Origin of the sequence: uncultured Kluyvera sp., from assembly GCF_902485085.1 — a bacterium.
Lineage (GTDB): Bacteria > Pseudomonadota > Gammaproteobacteria > Enterobacterales > Enterobacteriaceae > Kluyvera > Kluyvera ascorbata.
The window spans coordinates 1-1,291 of record NZ_CABTJS010000107.1 but is presented as its reverse complement, the minus strand read 5'-3'; the positions used below and the strand labels follow the sequence as shown (position 1 = coordinate 1,291).

Sequence of the window (1,291 nt, the reverse complement as noted above, 5' to 3'; positions counted from 1 at the left end):
GAGAGCAGAGATAGCGCTGATGTCCGGCAGTGCTTTTGCCGTTACGCACCACGCCTTCAGTAGCGGAGCAGGAAGGACATCTGATGGAAATGGAAGCCACGCAAGCACCTTAAAATCACAATCATACACTAAATCAGTAAGTTGGCAGCATTACCCACATTCAGGCTATTAACGTGCAAGAGGGTGAACCGCTTAATCTGGATAGATGCATGCATACGCTGAACCAGATACGTCATCAGGTCACGGTGAAACCATCGGTAAAAAATGCCAAAAAATAATATAGCGAAAACGCTGCCACGATATTCCGTGGCAGCGTTGGAATTACCGGCACCTGAACAATAGGTGCGACGCTATTACAGTAAGGCCCTGCTTTAGAACGTCTCCCAACCTGCATCATGGCCTGCAGCCGCAGACACAGGGGACATTTTAAGAGGACGTTTAGGGGCTTTGGCCGCAGCCGCCGCCGTTTGTACCCCAGGTAAACGGAATACATCAACCAGTTGCTGCAGCTTGACCGCCTGATCTTCCAGACTTCCCGCAGCAGCAGACGATTCCTGAACCAGAGCGGCGTTCTGCTGTGTTGTCGTGTCCATTTCAGACATGGCCTGAGCAATCTGCGCAATACCCCGATTTTGCTCGTCAGACGCTGCGGCAATTTCCTGCATCAAATCTTTAACCTGGGTAACGGAGTGAAGAATCCCACTCATACTTTCACCCGCCAGATCGACCTGTTTTGCGCCTTCTTCTACAAAATGAACTGACTCGCCGATGAGCGCTTCAATCTCTTTTGCAGCCTGTGAGCTGCGCTGAGCTAATGAACGTACCTCTCCGGCAACAACGGCAAACCCGCGCCCCTGGTCGCCCGCACGCGCAGCCTCAACGGCGGCATTGAGCGCCAGAATATTGGTCTGGAACGCGATACCGTTAATAACGGTGGTAATTTCAGAGATGCGGCGTGAGCTTTCGATAATATCTTTCATCCGACTCACGGCATTACCTACAACAATACCCCCCTGACTCGCCGTATCGGACGCGGTAACAGCCAGCAAACTCGCCTGTTGGGCGTTTTGCGCGTTCTGTTTTACCGTCGAGCTCAGCTCTTCCATACTGGCAGCAGTTTCAACAACGGCGGCAGATTGTTGTTCAGTACGCGCTGACAGCTCATCATTGCCTAAGGAAGGTGCGAATAAGCAGGTCATTTCTTCCCAAGCTGACTCGCTGATTAAAATTTCGCGGATCTGGGCCGATTTTTTTCCCGCAAACACATCGAATCAGCCTATTTAGGCTATTT

General features: G+C 51.4%; 1 protein-coding gene and 1 pseudogene. Both read right to left on the bottom strand.

Annotated elements, in window-relative coordinates:
* Window positions 1-100 (bottom strand): IS1 family transposase (locus RDN66_RS13055; protein WP_032316422.1); only part of this gene is annotated, 100 nt, incomplete at its 3' end.
* A 271-nt stretch (window positions 101-371) separates the two neighbouring features.
* Window positions 372-1,172, bottom strand: a pseudogene (locus tag RDN66_RS13050) (methyl-accepting chemotaxis protein); the annotation flags it as partial.
* Window positions 1,173-1,291 lie beyond the last annotated feature (119 nt).